Source organism: Novosphingobium kalidii (assembly GCF_040534015.1).
Lineage (GTDB): Bacteria > Pseudomonadota > Alphaproteobacteria > Sphingomonadales > Sphingomonadaceae > Novosphingobium > Novosphingobium kalidii.
In genome coordinates this window covers 87534-102057 of sequence record NZ_JBEWLY010000027.1, presented here as the reverse complement: position 1 = coordinate 102057, position 14524 = coordinate 87534, and the positions used below count along the sequence as shown (strand labels likewise).

The 14524-nt window shown below is 63.0% G+C and carries 14 protein-coding genes; 7 read left to right on the top strand and 7 right to left on the bottom strand.

The genetic code is table 11. From position 1 onward, the window contains the following. Positions 1-145 precede the first annotated feature (145 nt). The 5 genes from ABVV53_RS16810 to lptG all read left to right on the top strand — a co-directional run bounded on the left by ABVV53_RS16810 (position 146) and on the right by lptG (position 6428). Positions 146-2041: a PHA/PHB synthase family protein gene (locus ABVV53_RS16810; RefSeq protein WP_353985586.1), complete on the top strand. Its 1896-nt coding sequence runs from the start codon at positions 146-148 to the stop codon at positions 2039-2041. A gap of 196 nt (positions 2042-2237) precedes the next feature. Beyond that, positions 2238-3290 carry a phasin family protein gene (locus ABVV53_RS16805; RefSeq protein ID WP_353985585.1) on the top strand — a complete coding sequence of 351 codons (1053 nt, stop codon included), beginning with the start codon at positions 2238-2240 and terminating at the stop codon, positions 3288-3290. Between the two features lie 127 nt (positions 3291-3417). Then, positions 3418-3819, top strand: a complete 402-nt coding sequence (gene clpS / locus ABVV53_RS16800) for an ATP-dependent Clp protease adapter ClpS (protein WP_353985584.1) — start codon at positions 3418-3420, stop codon at positions 3817-3819. 265 nt (positions 3820-4084) lie between these two features. Next, positions 4085-5329, top strand: coding sequence for an LPS export ABC transporter permease LptF (lptF, locus tag ABVV53_RS16795; RefSeq protein ID WP_353985583.1), 1245 nt, complete (start codon positions 4085-4087; stop codon positions 5327-5329). A gap of 1 nt (position 5330) precedes the next feature. After that, positions 5331-6428: an LPS export ABC transporter permease LptG gene (gene lptG / locus ABVV53_RS16790; protein ID WP_353985582.1), complete on the top strand. Its 1098-nt coding sequence runs from the start codon at positions 5331-5333 to the stop codon at positions 6426-6428. A gap of 33 nt (positions 6429-6461) precedes the next feature. On the opposite strand, the gene ABVV53_RS16785 is transcribed toward lptG, so the two are convergent. Further along, on the bottom strand, positions 6462-7556 hold the full coding sequence (locus ABVV53_RS16785) for a fatty acid desaturase family protein (protein WP_353985581.1): 1095 nt from the start codon (positions 7554-7556) through the stop codon (positions 6462-6464). 146 nt (positions 7557-7702) lie between these two features. On the opposite strand from ABVV53_RS16785, the gene ABVV53_RS16780 reads away from it, so the two are divergent. Continuing rightward, positions 7703-8884 carry an N-acetyltransferase gene (locus ABVV53_RS16780; protein ID WP_353985580.1) on the top strand — a complete coding sequence of 394 codons (1182 nt, stop codon included), beginning with the start codon at positions 7703-7705 and terminating at the stop codon, positions 8882-8884. Between the two features lie 28 nt (positions 8885-8912). Here the strand turns inward: ABVV53_RS16780 and ABVV53_RS16775 are convergent, their stop codons facing one another. Together ABVV53_RS16775 and lipB are read right to left on the bottom strand one after the other, a co-directional pair. Beyond that, entirely contained in the window at positions 8913-9185 is a 273-nt protein-coding gene (locus ABVV53_RS16775) for a hypothetical protein (protein ID WP_353985579.1), read from the bottom strand. After that, a complete protein-coding gene (lipB, locus tag ABVV53_RS16770) occupies positions 9182-9868 on the bottom strand; it encodes a lipoyl(octanoyl) transferase LipB (RefSeq protein ID WP_353985578.1) in 687 nt (228 codons plus the stop codon). The genes ABVV53_RS16775 and lipB overlap by 4 nt, the downstream gene beginning before the upstream one ends. A 99-nt stretch (positions 9869-9967) precedes the next feature. Here lipB and ABVV53_RS16765 point away from each other — a divergent pair, with 99 nt between their 5' ends. Beyond that, positions 9968-10783 (top strand): DUF7847 domain-containing protein, encoded by an 816-nt coding sequence (locus ABVV53_RS16765; RefSeq protein ID WP_353985577.1) that lies wholly within the window; start codon positions 9968-9970, stop codon positions 10781-10783. Between the two features lie 47 nt (positions 10784-10830). On the opposite strand, the gene ABVV53_RS16760 is transcribed toward ABVV53_RS16765, so the two are convergent. The 4 genes from ABVV53_RS16760 to ABVV53_RS16745 all read right to left on the bottom strand — a co-directional run bounded on the left by ABVV53_RS16760 (position 10831) and on the right by ABVV53_RS16745 (position 14495). After that, entirely contained in the window at positions 10831-11472 is a 642-nt protein-coding gene (locus tag ABVV53_RS16760; protein ID WP_353985671.1) for a class I SAM-dependent methyltransferase, read from the bottom strand. 95 nt (positions 11473-11567) lie between these two features. Further along, a complete protein-coding gene (locus ABVV53_RS16755) occupies positions 11568-11912 on the bottom strand; it encodes an arsenate reductase family protein (protein WP_353985576.1) in 345 nt (114 codons plus the stop codon). Between the two features lie 11 nt (positions 11913-11923). Continuing rightward, the gene (locus tag ABVV53_RS16750; RefSeq protein WP_353985575.1) at positions 11924-12466 is read right to left on the bottom strand and encodes a (2Fe-2S)-binding protein; all 543 of its coding nucleotides are present in this window, start codon (positions 12464-12466) and stop codon (positions 11924-11926) included. 40 nt (positions 12467-12506) lie between these two features. Next, positions 12507-14495 (bottom strand): TonB-dependent receptor, encoded by a 1989-nt coding sequence (locus tag ABVV53_RS16745; protein WP_353985574.1) that lies wholly within the window; start codon positions 14493-14495, stop codon positions 12507-12509. Between the last annotated feature and the right edge of the window lie 29 nt (positions 14496-14524).

The following is a 14524-nucleotide window of genomic DNA, read 5'->3' as shown; positions in this document are numbered from 1 at the left end:
CGGCGCCGCCAGCGCCCTGTAGGGGATTACAGCTCGCCCAGCAAATCCCTGATCGCACGTTTCGCGTGTCGAACGCGGCGAAGGGACTCGACAGAGCGCTTGACGATAAGCACTTAGGATCTGCCACGAAGGAGATTGCAGGCCGATGCCCAGCAAGGTGGGACCCACAGACAAGACGACCGATCTTTTCGCTGAGCTGCTGATGGCGCAGGCGCAGGGTGCGCTGGCGCTGTTTGGCCAGATGCTGCCGCAGTCCGATGCGTCTGTGGCCGAGAGCGAGAGGGAGAGTGGGGATTGGGCTGAGAGCGCCGCGCGCCTGCAAGCTATGTGGGCCGAATTCCAGGTCGATCAGATGGCCAGGGTCAGTGCGGCCTCGCCTTTGATGGATCCCTTCCAGTGGGGCCAGATGACCGAAACGGTGCTGCGTCAGCTGCCGCTCGCCAACCCGGAGGTCCAGCAAAAGTTCTGGGAGGAGGGGCTCGCGTTGACCAATGCCGTGCTGGGGCAATTCGGCATTGGCCAAAATCCGGCGCAAAACCCGGGAACTGAGGGAAGCGAACCGCAGCTTCCTCGCAGCGACAAGCGGTTTGCGGATCCGAGTTGGCGGCGTCAGCCGTACTTCGCGATGGTTCATCAGCTCTACTTGCTCTTGTCGGAGCAGGTGCTCGCCATGGCTGAGAATCTGGAGGGGCTGGATGCGGCCAAGAAGCGCCAGCTCGTGTTCGCTACGAAGGCCCTGATCGATGGCCTCAGCCCGGCCAACTTCCCCCTGACCAATCCCGTCGCCATCGAGAAAGCGCTGGAGACTCGCGGCGAAAGCCTGGTGAAGGGCATGGAGAACTTGCTGGCGGACTTGCGCCGCGGGCAGCTTACCCACACCAGCCCAACTGCCTTCAAGCTGGGTGAGAACATCGCGGTGACGCCGGGCAAGGTGGTCTATGAGACCCCGCTGTTCCAGCTGATCCAGTACACGCCGACCACGGACAAAGTGCTTAAGACCCCGCTGGTGATCTTCCCACCGTGGATCAACCGCTTCTACATCCTCGATCTTGCTCCGAAGAAGAGCTTCGTGCGCTGGGCTGTCGAGCAGGGGATCACGGTTTTCATGGTCTCCTGGAAATCCGCTGATGCCACCATGGCGGACTTGCAGTGGGACGATTACGTTCAGGCGCAGACCGATGCGATCGACCATGTGCGTGCGCGGCTGGACGTTCCGTCGGTGCATACCATCGGCTACTGCGTCGCGGGTACCACGCTTGCTGCCACGCTGGCGTTGCTGGCCAGCAGAGGAGAGGCCGATAAAGTCGCCAGCGCGACTTTCTTCACCGCGCAAGTCGATTTCGAAGAGGCGGGCGATCTCAAGAACTTCATCGATGATCACCAGATTGAAGCGCTTGCGCAGCTCTCATCCGATGGCATCGTTGATGGACGGTATCTGGCAGCCGCCTTCAACGTGCTGCGCGGCAATGATCTCATCTGGAGCTATGTAGAGAAGAACTACCTGCAGGGTGAAGAGCATCCCGCTTTTGACCTGCTCCACTGGAACGGGGACGTCACCAACCTTCCGGCGCGCTGGCATTGCGCTTACTTGCGGGACTTGTACCGCGACAACCGGCTGGTGGAGCCGGGCGCTCTGCAGGTCTGCGGGGTCCCGATCGACCTGCGGCGGATCGCGACCCCCTGCTATATTCAAGCGGGGCGGGAAGATCACATCGCGCCGGCGAAGAGTGTCTGGAAGCTGACACGTCACTTGAGCGGGCCCTGGACATTTGTGCTGGCAGGCTCTGGCCATATCGCAGGGGTGGTGAACCCCCCGCATGCCAAAAAGTATCAGTTCTGGACCAACTCCGGAGAGCCCGACTCGCTGGACAGCTTCATTGCTGGCGCACAGGAGCACCCCGGCAGCTGGTGGCCACACTGGAGAGGGTGGCTCGAATCGCTGGATGAGACATCCGTGCCGGTGCGAGGCAGGCGGAAGCCGGGCGGGCGCGGCGATGCCGTGATCGAAGATGCACCGGGGCGTTACGTGGCCACGCGCTGACACTGGGCGGCAGGCCGCCCTCTGCGTTCGACCAGCCGCTGGCTGCTAATGTTGCGATGCAACGTAGATCAGTTGACTCCGCGCTCCGCATCCCTATTGTTGCAGTGCAGCATGACGCCGGATCTTTTTTCGCAGCTGCAACCGGAACTCCGAAATGGCGTTCTTCGTAGAAGGTTGATCGCGGGACCCCTGTTTAATGGCTGACAACGAGACCAATAACGACGGTTCGAATGGGCTAGCCCGTCAGGCGAACGGACCTGCTTCAGAGTCTGGTAAGCGTGCGGTGCGTCGCAAGGCAGCCTTTCTGTCGGAAGGTTCACGACCTGCACCGCCGGTGGAGAAGCCGGCGACAGCTCCAGAGGGTGAGGTGTCACTCGCTGCAGTTGCGAGCGCTACCGTGACCGAGGTGCCGCCACCTTCAGTTGCCAGCACTGAAGGCAAGTCCGCGGACTTCTCTCCCGCGCTTGAATCGTCTGCAGACAGTGAAGTCGTCGCACCTGAGAAGGCGCCATCTAAGCAGCGCGAGCAGCCTGCTGTTAACAGCGCCGTAGTGTCGCAGCGCGAACGCAAAGCTCGTAAGGGTCGGACCACTGCGACACCCGCCGAGGCCAAGCCGCCGGTTGAGACGGGGCTGGTGAGCGCAGCGATCGCAGTAGACGAGGCCGCCGCTTCGGCTGCCGAAACAGCGGTGCCTCAAGGTTCAATGACTGCCCTGGCGAGCCGCGACACTCCGAAATCACACGATCCGAATACCAAATCCGCCGTTTCTCAATCAGTTTTCAGCTTTAAGGATGCAACCATGGACATGAGCTCCAACTTCAACGGTTTTCAGGGCGTGATGAGCGAAGCTCAGGCGAAGGCAAAGGAAGCTTTTGAAAAGAGCACCAATGTACTCGGTGAAGTCGGTGACTTCACAAAGGGCAACGTTGAAGCGGTGATCGAATCCGGCAAGATCTTCGCCGATGGTTGCCAGGAAATGGGTAGTTCGCTCGTCGCCGAGAGCCGGACCGCGTTCGAGGCGATGACGACGGACGTCAAGGAACTGGCAGCTGCCAAGTCTCCGACCGACTTCTTCAAGATCCAGAGCGACATGGTTCGCAAGAACTTCGATACGGCCGTCGCGTACGGTTCGAAGAACAGCGAAGCCATGCTGAAGCTCATGAGCGACGCGATGGCGCCGATCTCCGGTCGCGTGAGCCTGGCGGTTGAAAAGGCGCGTCAGACCGCGACGCCTTCCGCTACCGTTTGATCGCTGGTTCGTTTCCACGCTAACACGTTAGGCCGGGCCGAAAGGCCCGGCCCTTTTGTGCTTCAGGTACGACGATGCCCGTCGCGCCATCTTGAAGATGGCTTGAGGCTTACGATATTCTCAGTCCATGATTCCTCATCGCGCCAGTTTTAAATCTGCCCCCCTCAGCTCGCTCCGCGCGGCCGATGACGGGGATGACGACGGAACCGGGGGCGGCCGCCCGCCGGGCGATGATGGTCAGGTCGGCATCGCCACGAAAACCCGCGCGAAGCCCAAGAAGCCGAGCCAGTTCAAAGTCCTAATGCTCAACGACGACTACACGCCGATGGAGTTCGTCGTGCTGGTGCTGAAGCGCGTCTTCCACATGGATCTGGAGCAGGCGACCAGGGTGATGCTCCACGTTCACCAGAAAGGCGTCGGTGTCTGCGGCATCTTCCCGTACGAAATCGCCGAAACCAAAGTAAACCAGGTGATGGACTTCGCGCGTCAGAACCAACACCCTCTGCAGTGTACGTTGGAGAAGGCCTGACTCTCCGCTGCCTGGGTTGAAGGATGGCGCCTAAGACTGCGCGCCGACCGCAGCAGTTTGCCCTTGCGCCCCCGCACACAGCCGAAACTAACGTGAGTGCGAGCTTCCGTCGAAGCCGACGGCAGAGGACGCTATGTCATCCGTCGCCGCTGTGCCACATGTCAACGCTCCTCGGGGCAGCTAACGTCTGGGAGTAGATTCTGCCCTTCCGCCAGTGGCAGCTTGCGGTTAAGGCGGACAGCCAGCCTCCGGTGACTCCAATTTTGTGACATTCATCAGCGCCATAGACCGCTACATCTTTCGCTTGGTGCTGATGCCGATGATCGGCATCTTCATTCTCGCGGCGTCTCTGCTCATGCTGGACAAGATGCTGCGGCTGTTCGACTTCGTCGCAACTCAAGGCGGTCCTGTAGGCATCGTCTTCAAGATGCTCGCGAATCTGCTGCCGGAATATGCGAGCTTGGCAATCCCGCTCGGCCTTATGCTGGGCATCCTGCTCGCGTTTCGGAAGCTCGCCACTTCGAGCGAACTCGACGTCATGCGCGCCGTCGGTCTCAGCTACACGCGACTTCTGCGCGTGCCCTATATCATCGCGATCAGCCTCGCTCTGCTGAACTTCGCGATCGTCGGCTATCTGCAGCCGCTTGCGCGCTACTATTATGAGCAGCTGGAATACGAGCTGAAGTCTGGTGCGCTCGGTGCGGCGATCAAGGTTGGCGAGTTCACCACGCTGAAGGACCGCGTCGCGCTTCGGATCGAGGAAAGCCGCGACGACGGACGGCGGCTTATCGGCATCTTTGCCCGCGTTGCCAACGAGAAGGGGCAGGTCCTATCCATCTCGGCGCGAGAGGGCACTTTCCTGGCCCTTGAAGAGCAGCCCGACACGATCATTCTGCGTCTGTCTGAAGGGCAGATCATTCAGGATATGCCCGGCGCCCAGCCACGCATCCTCACATTTACTCGCCACGATCTGCCGATCGATTTACCCGCCATCGAACGTTTCCGCACGCGGGGTGCCGAGGACGATCGGCGCGAATATCTCCTGCCGGAATTGCTGCGCATCGGGTGGAACAAGGAACTCCCGAAGGCAGAACGCGTCGCTAGCCAGGCGAACTTCAACTATCGCATGGTCGAAGTGGTGATGATGTTGCTTTTGCCGCTCCTCGCGGTCGCACTGGCGATCCCGCCCAAGCGCTCCACCTCTTCGCTTGGGCTGTTCGTGTCTATCGTGCTCGTGGTGGCGTACCACAAGGTGAACCAGTACGCCGCTGATGTCGCTTCCCTTGGCCGGATTAATCCCGTGCTTGGCCTCTGGGGCCCGTTTACTGCCGTCGCGGCATTGATCCTATGGATGTATTATCGAGTCGCGTACGTTCCGGGCGGACAAGCGATCGGATGGCTTGAGAAGGGCGCAGAGAACGTCATGAAGAAGCTCAAGTCACTCCTGCGCCGCCGCCGCCGAGGGCCGGTCCTTCCCGCACTCGGCGAAAACACGAGCGAGACTCTCTGACGTGCATTTCGAGTTCTTCCCTTCGCGCACGCTGACGATTTACCTCGCGCGTTTGTTCATCACCCGGATCGTCGCGGTGCTGTTCATGCTCGTGCTCGTGCTGCAGATGCTCGACCTGCTGGGTGAGAGCGGTAAAATTCTCGCCTACCCCGGCAACGGACAGGCGCAGTTGCTCACATACGTGTCGCTGCGCATACCGCAGCTGATCGCGCGTTTTCTGCCATACTCGGTGCTGCTGGCTACGATCATCACTCTCGCGACACTGAACCAGAACAGTGAAGTGATCTCGATGAAGGCGGCCGGCCTCTCCGCTCACCAGATTCTCGCGCCGCTCATCGCGGCTGCCCTGGCGATTGCGGGTGTCAGCTTCCTGTTCAACGAGCGTGTCGTGACGCGCGCCACTTCTGCGCTGAACGCTTGGTCGGCGGTGGATTATGGAGCCATTCCTCGATCTGCGGGCGGGCGTACCAACGTGTACTTGGCCGAGGGGCGAGATATCCTGCTGGCCGGAGCCGTGAGCGGCACGGGCACAGCGATGGTGATGGAGCAGGTCACCTACTATCGCCGTGACGAGGACGGCATGATCGTGGAGCAGTTGCGCGCTCCTTACGCCACTTACGCTCATCCCGGATGGCGGCTGGAAGAGCCCACCAGATTCGATGCCCAGGCTGTGACATCGAACCAGCCGGCTTCGGCTATCGTCGCGCAAGGCATCTCGCCGGAGCGCGTTGCGATCTCCGGTGTTGACGCGGATGCGCAGGGATTGCTTGAACTTTCGGCGTCCATCGATGCCTTGAAGGTGGCCGGCCGGCGCACCAGTGAGCTGGAGGCTGCCTGGTGGCACAAAATCTCCGGGCCGCTTTCGGCTGCGTTGATGCCGCTGCTCGGGGCAGTCGCTGCTTTTGGGCTGGCGCGTTCTGGCCAGCTGCTCATCCGCGCGGTGATCGGAATGGCGCTGGGTTTTGCTTATTTCGTGCTCGACAACGCAGCGCTGGCGGTAGGCAACTTCGGCGGCTACCCGCCCTTCATCGCCGCTTGGGCGCCCTTTCTGCTCTTTGCCTTGATCGGCGAGACGGTACTCGTCCGAACCGAAGAGTAGCGCACCGGCAGAGTTGGCGCGAAGGGGCTGTCCTTATCGCACGCGCATGGTGCTGCGTGCGATCCGGCCGACCAGCGGCAGCAATCCGGGATGGTGCGCTTTTGCGTATGTTCCCTCGGTACCGAAGTGCGTGGTGAGCCGTCGGTGAGCCTCGGCGAGAGAATGGTAGGGCATGCTTGGCAGGAGATGGTGCAGCGCGTGGTAGCGCAGACCCACGGGAGCCCAGAGCGCCGGAACCGGACCCGGAGGAGGTACGTTGACCGAGTCGAGGTACTGAGCCGTCACCGTCATGGCCTCGCCCTCATTCTCCCACAGATGCGCGACAAGCGTGCGCAACTGGTTCAGCACCGCCGCCACGGATACGACGGCAAGGGCGATCACCAGCGGACGCCAGCCGAAGGCGAAGCTCGAAGCGACAAGTGCGAGAGCCCAGATGCTGGCGCCCAGCTCCTGCCAGAACACCATGCGGGCAAACTCGCCTTCCGGGGGGCGGCGGCGAAACGCGGGATTAATCGAGAGCGAGGAAAGGCGCTCCCACACCAGTTTGCGCAAGGGCGGAAACACCGCCCCCAGCGGCACCAGCACGGCCGAGCGCACCAGCAAAGCCGGCGGCAAGAGAATTGCGGTGATGAGGAAAATCGGGAGCGACCAAGGCTTCATCAGCGCCAGCGGCAGGTATTCCGGGTCTTCCGAAGTGCCGTAGCGGGTGCGGGCATGGTGCAACTGGTGAACGCCCTCATACATGAGCGAGGGCGTCAGCAGCGGTATGCCGACGAGCAGGTTCCAGCCCAGCCGGAACCCCGGCAGAGCGTTCCGGTGGATGTGCGTCAGTTCGTGGATGAACAGCATCGCACGGTAGAGCGCGAGTGCCGACACAAGGCCGAAAAAGACCGCCAGCGCAGGGCTGCTTGCGACGATGGCTCCAGCCAGCGCGGCGTAGCCGAGGAAGGCGGAGCCCAGCATGTCCGTCCAGTAGATGGCAGGCCGGGCTACGGCGATATCGCGCGTCAGCTCGACGGCGGCACGCAGCATCTCCTTATCGTCGGCGATCGCCACGCGCGCCGGCGCGCTCACCCGCGAGACGGATTGAGAAACGCCCGATGGAGAGAGCGACTGGTGCAGGCTCATGCTTGTATCCGTATGTGTTGCCGGGAACAATCGCTCCCGATTGCGGGCTCGGTGCTGTGGCTTGGCAGCTCATCCTTGACAAGCTGCCGGGGCGCAACGCACTTCGCGCTTTCGCAGCTTAACTATACCAGAACAAAGGCAGCATCGTGGCGGACGCCCAGCAGAACAATGGTGAGCTAATCATCGAGGCCGTTTCCGACAAGGCCGGACGCGCCGCCTTCGTCGACTATGCATACCGACGCAATGCCGCAAACCCGAACTGGGTGGCAAACCTGCGGTCTGAAGAGATCGAGAAGTTCACACCCGGCCGGAACCCCTTCTTCGATCATGCCCGCGTCCAGTTGTTCCTTGCGAGGCGTGCGGGTAAAGTCGTCGGACGGATCTCGGCGCATATTGACGAACTCGCGCTCAAGCAGCCTGTCGAGCAGGGCATGGGGCCGGGCACCGGCAACTGGGGCGCGATCGAGGCAGATGACGAGGCGGCGGCGCATGCGCTCATCTCCCGCGCCGAGGCCTGGCTGCGCGAGCAGGGCATGACTCGCGTGCTGGCACCAATGAACTTGTCCGTATGGGAAGAGCCTGGACTGCAAGTGCTTGGCCACGATCATGCGCCGATGGTGATGATGGCTCATCACGACGCTGTGTACCAGTCGTGGATCGAGGGCGTCGGCTACACGCAGGCGAAGCGGCTCTACACATACGAGCTGGACGTGCGGCAGGAGTTTCCGCCGTTGGTGCAGCGAATCGTGTCGTCGGGCGAAAAGAACGCCAAGATCCGAGTGCGCCAGGTTGTGCTCAGGGAATTTGCCAGAGATGCCGCAATCATCTGCGACATCCTGAACGATGCCTGGTCGGATAACTGGGGCTTCGTTCCCTTCACGGAGCGGGAGATCGCCCACACCGGCAAGAAGATGAAGCCGCTGGTGCACTCCGACCTCATCCTCATCGCCGAATATGAAGGGGAGCCGGTCGCCTTCATGATGACGCTGCCCGACCTCAACAAGGTGCAGCAGCGTGTGAACGGGCGGAACGGCAAGCCCTCGCTGTTCGGCTGGATTAAGCTCGCGCTATGGCTGCGCAAACCGCGCCCGGCCGAGATGCGCGTGCCGCTGATGGGCGTGCGCAAACGGCTGCAATCCTCGCGCTTGGCGAGCCAACTCGCTTTCATGATGATCGAATACATCCGCCGGGCCGCAGTGACGCGCTATGGGGCGAAGCGGGGCGAGATCGGCTGGATCCTGGAGGATAACCAGGGAATGGTGGCCATCGCCGACACCATCGACAGCAAAATCAACCGCGAGTACCGGATCTACGAAAAGGCGCTCTGAGTGCAGGGCTTCGCCTTACGCATCCATATCAAGTTGCGTCGGGCTCAGGTTCGCTCGCGTCGGTGGCCTCTGGAGGCGCCGGCCGAGCGTCGCCCGCCGCTTTTTCGGGGGCGGAGAATGAAGCGCCTTCCCCGGCTTCGAGCGGCGGCGCCGAAGAGGCCGTGTTGTAGGGAAGCATCGCATCGCTGACCGAACCCGGCAGAACTTCGCCGAAAGATGAGCCCTTGGCCGGCGCTTCGCTTTCCTGGCTTCCACAGGCGGACAGGGCGAGGAGCAAGGGTAGCGCACGCAGCATTTTCATTCGACAGGTTCCTTGGCGCAGGCCCGATCAAGCGCCGCCAGGAAGGCCGGCGCACGCGCAACAAGGGCGCGGTCCCATTCGGTCACGTCGATGGTGCGGCCCAGTCGGGCGAGGCTCGTCACGCCGAACTCTTCGATGCCGCAGGGCACGATGCCGGCGAAGTGTGACAGGTCCGGGTTCAGGTTCACGGAAAAGCCGTGCATCGTCACCCACTTGCGGATCCGCACGCCGATCGCTCCGATCTTCGCTTCGCGTCCATCCACGTCGCGAGTCCAGATGCCGATGCGCCCTTCACTGCGGAAGCTCTGGATGCCGAAGTCCGCCAAGGTGTCGATCACCCAGCCTTCCAAGGCATGGACGAAGCCGCGCGCGTCGCGCGCGCGCTTGCGCAAGTCGATGAGGACATAGCCAACGCGTTGACCTGGTCCGTGATAGGTATAGCGGCCGCCCCGGCCGGCTTCGACGACTTCAAAGCGCGGATCGAGAAGTTCGGCGGCGGCGGCACTTGTCCCCGCTGTATAGACCGGCGGGTGTTCAAGCAGCCAGACCAGCTCGCGCGCCTCTCCTGCGGCGATTGCCGCGTTGCGCGCGGTCATCTCAGCCAGTGCTTCGCGGTACGCGACCGGCTGGTCCGAGATGCGAAGCTCGATGTCGCCCGGAAGATATGCGGGAGCAGTCGTCATGGCTCGCTGCGTGGCCGCAATCGCTGCGGTTATCAAGGGGGACTTTCTTCCGGGGGCTGGGGGGCGTACGGGGACGGACCGACCCACCAGGAGTTCAAGATGAAGCTCGACAGCAATCGCGCCTGGAAGGACGCCTCGCGCAGTATCTCGCGCAATCGGGACACCTCGCTTGCCATAGCGGGCGTGTTCTTCTTGCTGCCGCAGCTTGCGCTCGCGCTGTTCTTCCCGCAGCCGGAGCCTACTGCCGGCATGAGCGAGCAGCAGATCCTGGAACTGGCACAGACCTATTACTTATCTACCCTGCCGGCGATGATCCCGCTGATCCTGGCGCAGGCGCTAGGTACGCTGGGACTTCTGTGCCTGCTCAGGCACGCGGCGAGCCCAACTGTGGGTGAGGCGCTGCGCCTTGGCGCCGCCGGCCTGGCGACGTATCTTGCGGCACAGATTGTCGTGGCTCTGGCGGTCGGCGTCGTGGGCGGCCTGATCCTCAGTCTTCTGGCTCTCAGTGGCGCCGCAGCCCTCGCAGTTGCCGGACTGTTCCTGATTGTCCTGCTGACGATTGCGATCGCTGTTAGGGTCTCGCTGTCGGGAGCCGTCGTGGCGATCGAGGGAGAGCGCAACCCGATCCGCGCATTGCGTCGCTCCTGGGCGCTTACCGCAGACCACGGGTGGCGGCTGTTCGGCTTCTACGCGTTATTCCTGCTGGCTTTCTTCGTGATCCTGACGATTGTCAGCGTGATCCTCGGCATACCTTTGCAGATGATGGCAAGCAGCCGGACAGTCGAGCTTGCGACCGCGCTCATCTCCTCCGGCCTCAATGCGCTGATGGCGCTCTATCTTGTCGGGATCGTGGGAGCCGTGCACGGCCAATTGGCCGGCCGTACTGCCGAGGAGGAGCAGCGGCCGTTCGAATGACGGCCGTGTGAGTAAAAACTAGCTGGGTGTGGCGCAGGCCGAGCGCGTCAGGCGGCCTCTTCTTCGTCCTTCCAGCCCCAGAACAGGTGGCATGGAAGGACATTCAGTGGTTCGAAGTCCTTTTCGATCCGGGTGAAATGGCGCGCCATGTAGTCGCGCGCCCGGGTCGAGAACTGATACACAAGGAAGGCTCCGCCAGGACGGATCACGCGGGCCGTCGCATCGGCGATAGCGGGGCCGACACCCTCCGGAAGAGTGGAGAAGGGCAGGCCTGACAACACATAGTCTGCCTTCTCGTGCCCATTGGCCCGCACGATGTCCTCGACATCAGCTGCCGAGCCGAGCACCGCGGTGAAGCGGCTGTCCGTGATCGTGCGGCGCAGATAGTCGATGTAGAGCGGATTGGTGTCGATCACGATCAACGCGCCGTCGCGCGGCAGGCGCTCCAGCACCGGGCGGCAGAAAGTACCGACACCGGGACCGTACTCGACGAAAACTTTGCACTCGTCCCACTTCACGCGCGAGAGCATCTTGGTGATGGTGAAGCGCGAGGAGGGAATGATCGAGCCCACCATCACGGGATGGCGCACAAAGCCCTCGATGAAGACCCCCCACGGCCCGAGCGAGTGCTTGATCCGCCGCTTGATCCGTTGGGGAAACGCCTCGCGGGCAAGCTCTGAACTGGTCATGCGGCGGCGGCTCTCAGGATATGATGACATGGAATTTCGAAGGGCGGCGGTGGCAGATTACCGTATCGTTTGCAAGGGATGCGAGGTCGCGGGGGTCAAAGGATCTCGTGTACTTTATCCTGCGGACGGCACAACCTGACGCCTTTTTCCGTCTCGACCAGAGGGCGTTCGATCAGGAGAGGCTGGGCGGCCATCGCAGCCAGAACGGCTTCGTCGCTCGCATCGGGCAAGCCACGCTCAACTGCGTCGGTGCCTCTGGTGCGCAGGGCCTGCTGCGGCGTCAGGCCAGCATCCCGATAGAGCTGCTCCAGCTTCTCGGCCGAGGGAGGCGCCTTGAGGTACTCGATCACCTCCACGTCGAGACCGGGCGTGTCCTGCAGGATCGCCAGCGTCTTGCGTGACGTGCCGCAATTTGGATTGTGCCAGATCGTTGCCTTCATCGCATGTCTCCTCAGGGCTGTGGTGGCTTGAGCGCCGGTACGGCGCGCGCTGCGTCCTCGGCGGTGATTCCCGGCGCAGGCGCGGCGCTGAGCGTCTCTTCGCGGCGCATGATGCGGCCTGCGCGCTGCACTGTGCGCACAAGCCGCGGGTAAACGCCGCAGCGGCACAGGTTCGGAATCGCACCCTTGATTTCGGTTTCGGTGGGGTTGGAGTTACGAGCCAGCAGCGCGGCCGCGGCGATAACCATCCCCGGCGTGCAGAAACCGCATTGGATCGCCTGCTCCGCCACCATGGCCTGCTGAACCGGGTGAGAGCGATCGCGCGCGAGTCCCTCGATCGTGGTGACGATCCGCCCTTCGCACTCGGCCAGGCTGACCAGGCATGAGCGCAGGGCCTCGCCGTCGACCAGCACCATGCAAGCGCCGCAATCGCCCACGCCGCAGCCATACTTCGTGCCGGTCAGGTTCGCGGCATCTCGCAACGCCCACAGCAGTGGCGTCATCGGGTCCATGTCGAACTCGACAGGATGGTCGTTGACGGTCAGCCGTGACATTCTCTCGCCTTAGCCAGTGCTGCTTCGCCCCGCTACCCGCTTAGCGGAAGCCGGCGCGCACACCGGCCCAGAGCGTGCGGGGCGTGCCCAGATCGATCGAGCCAGACTGGTTGCGCGTGACGATCCGCTCGTCGAACAGGTTCTCTCCGCGCAGGACCAGCTTCACGCCTGTCGTGAGCGGCACTTGCAGGAAGCCATCGAAAGTGGTCGCGGCGGGCAACACGTCGGTTTCCTGATCGTCTTCGAACTGGGCACCGACGTGGCGTAGTGTGGCTGCAACGCGCCAACCCGGGCGAGGCGCCCAGGCCAGAGTACCGCTCGCCATGAGCTTTGGCACTTGTGCAGGTCGATTCCCGTCGAGCGCCACGGAAGCGCCGCTCGCCTCCACCTCGGAGTCGGTCCAGGACAAGCCGCCGTCGAAAGAGACCGCCCCGAGCTGCACACTCGAACCGAGTTCCAGGCCTCGGGCATGAACGGCATCCACGTTCTGCCGTTCGCGCAGGACAGGGGTTAGCGTAACGTTGGCAATCGCGTCCTTCAGGCGGTTATCGAATGCGGTGATGCTGAACGAGATACCGGTACTCGGCGTGAGCTCCAGACCGACTTCATAGCCCTCAAGCCGTTCGTTCTTGAGATCGGCGTTAGCTTGCGTCGTCACCGGAAAGACCACGAACGGCCGGTACAGTTCGTTCAGCGTTGGCTGCCGGAAACCAGTGTAAGCGGCGGCGCGCAACGCCACCACTTCGCTGGCGCGCCAGATCGCGCCGCCGCGGAAGTTGGCCTCCCAGCCGCTCCGGTTGACGAACCGTGCATCGGTGGTGAGCGCGCCCGCAGCGTCGATTTCACGATAGAAGCCATCGGCCATGCGCCAGCGGTCCGCCCGGGCCCCAGCCGTCAGGACAACGCTGCCGATTGTCCAGTCATCCTCAATGTAAAATCCTGCGTCGCTGTTGCGCCCGCCTGCTCGACGGACAGCCGTGCGCAAGCCCGTGCGGGCGTTGAACGGCTCTTCATAGAGCTCGCCCTCGGCAATCCTGAGATCGGCGCCGACCCGCAGAACATGGGAGCCGCCGACCGGCGGGCGCAGCTCGATCTTGCCGCCGAACCCGCTTGCTGGGGTCTTCACCTGGTCAAGCACCTTGCGGAAGCTGCTCGAGCTGATGACCACGTTCGAGAAGTCCTGCGCCTGGACATAGCCCAGCACGTCGAATGCCCAATCTGCCCGGCCCACCAGGCGCAAGCTCGCTTGCTGCCCGCTGGAGCTCGAATCGGCACCCGCAAAACGCAAAGTGCGCTGGTCGTCGTAGATCAGGACAGAGGCCTGCACTTCCGTCAGATCATCCAGCGGCGCAACGGCCCGGATCGCGCCTGACCAGCTTTCATAGCCAGCACGGACGCTGGCAGGGACGCGCTGGTCGGCTGGCGTGGTCCAGAAGCCTTTCCCGCGATCCCAGGCGACGCTGGCGACCGCAAAGCCTTGCCCCAGGCGCGGCGCCACGGTGAGCGAGGTCTGCGTTTCGCCTCGCTGACTGACCAGCAGGTTCGCCTGCAAAGGCCCGAGCGTATCGGGCCCTCCGCTCTCCAGCTCTATCGTGCCAGAGACGGCGCCGGATCCAAACGCGCCGGCACCACCGCCGCGTGTGACCCGCACCCGCGCCAGCCGCTCGGGCGACAGGGCGCTAAATGGAATATAGCCGAAGAAGGGATTGGCGACAGGCGCGCCGTCGAGCAGCACGAGTGCGCGGCTCGAAGCATTGCCTCCGAGGGCCCGTAGCGTCACTCCTTGGGCCGAGGGATTCGACGAACGACTGTCGGAGCGGCGGAATTGCGTGAAGCCTGCGACGGACCCGAGCACATCCTCGATTCGTCCCGAGGCGCTGGTCACGATCGTATCCCGTCCGATCTCCGTTGTGTCGTACGCTGGAGTGGCCGGGCTGTCTGGAAGTCCGCGGCCGATGACCGTGATCGGCTGCACAGCTGTGTTCTGAGCCATCGCGACAGGGGGCCAAGCGACCGCAAGCGGCGTCATAGCGAGCGCGGCTTTAGTTATCCGAGTGG

What these genes read in the sequence shown, in the direction of transcription:
- ABVV53_RS16810 (WP_353985586.1), top strand. Translation starts at nt 146, where the DNA reads ATGCCCAGCAAGGTGGGACCCACAGACAAGACGACCGATCTTTTCGCT.
- ABVV53_RS16805 (WP_353985585.1), top strand. Translation starts at nt 2,238, where the DNA reads ATGGCTGACAACGAGACCAATAACGACGGTTCGAATGGGCTAGCCCGT.
- clpS (WP_353985584.1), top strand. Translation starts at nt 3,418, where the DNA reads ATGATTCCTCATCGCGCCAGTTTTAAATCTGCCCCCCTCAGCTCGCTC.
- ABVV53_RS16785 (WP_353985581.1), bottom strand. Translation starts at nt 7,556, where the DNA reads ATGAGCCTGCACCAGTCGCTCTCTCCATCGGGCGTTTCTCAATCCGTC.
- ABVV53_RS16775 (WP_353985579.1), bottom strand. Translation starts at nt 9,185, where the DNA reads ATGAAAATGCTGCGTGCGCTACCCTTGCTCCTCGCCCTGTCCGCCTGT.
- lipB (WP_353985578.1), bottom strand. Translation starts at nt 9,868, where the DNA reads ATGACGACTGCTCCCGCATATCTTCCGGGCGACATCGAGCTTCGCATC.
- ABVV53_RS16765 (WP_353985577.1), top strand. Translation starts at nt 9,968, where the DNA reads ATGAAGCTCGACAGCAATCGCGCCTGGAAGGACGCCTCGCGCAGTATC.
- ABVV53_RS16760 (WP_353985671.1), bottom strand. Translation starts at nt 11,472, where the DNA reads ATGACCAGTTCAGAGCTTGCCCGCGAGGCGTTTCCCCAACGGATCAAG.
- ABVV53_RS16755 (WP_353985576.1), bottom strand. Translation starts at nt 11,912, where the DNA reads ATGAAGGCAACGATCTGGCACAATCCAAATTGCGGCACGTCACGCAAG.
- ABVV53_RS16750 (WP_353985575.1), bottom strand. Translation starts at nt 12,466, where the DNA reads ATGTCACGGCTGACCGTCAACGACCATCCTGTCGAGTTCGACATGGAC.
- ABVV53_RS16745 (WP_353985574.1), bottom strand. Translation starts at nt 14,495, where the DNA reads ATGACGCCGCTTGCGGTCGCTTGGCCCCCTGTCGCGATGGCTCAGAAC.